Here is a 651-nt window from a genome sequence, read left to right on the forward strand (position 1 = left end):
TCTCTCATAATCTCTCGGCGCAAACTACTGACACGGGATGGATGACCAATCCACAGCATCCGCCTGTGCAAACGCGTTTTGTTTTGACTGGTCAGCAAGATCCGCAAGCAAAAACGCTCACTGGTTATTTGGATGTTAAGCTGAGCGGAGACTGGAAAACTTATTGGCGATCGCCGGGCGAGGGTGGTGTCGCGCCATCGATAGATTGGCAAAACTCGCAAAACCTGAACAAGGTTGATTGGCAATGGCCATATCCGCAAAAGTTCGAGTTATTGGGCATTGAGACTCTCGGTTACAAAGGTGACACTTTGTTCCCAATGACGCTGCATATCGACAATATGTCGAAACCCGTCACGATTGATGCAGTACTCACGCTCTCCTCCTGCACCACCATCTGTGTGTTGACGGACTATCAAATTCAACTGACCTTCCTGCCTTCTGAGCTGAAAATCGACGAGCCGGTGATGTTCAGTTACGCCCAAGCGGTGAGCAATGTGCCCCAGCCATCGCCGTTTATTGATGTCACTCAAGCAAGTTGGGATGCAAACCAATCGAAGTTGCAAATCAAGCTCACGAACACTCAAGGTTGGAACCAACCACAAGTGTTGGTGGACGGTGTCGATGAGGCAACGCGAGACTAGATCGGAAGAG

At 49.9% G+C, this 651-nt stretch carries 1 pseudogene; it reads left to right on the plus strand.

Annotated features, from left to right (window positions below):
* Nucleotides 1–638 (plus strand): annotated as a pseudogene (locus tag R7Q11_RS26970) (protein-disulfide reductase DsbD domain-containing protein); the annotation flags it as partial.
* Between the last annotated feature and the right edge of the window lie 13 nt (nucleotides 639–651).

Source organism: Vibrio sp. 970 (assembly GCF_033339075.1).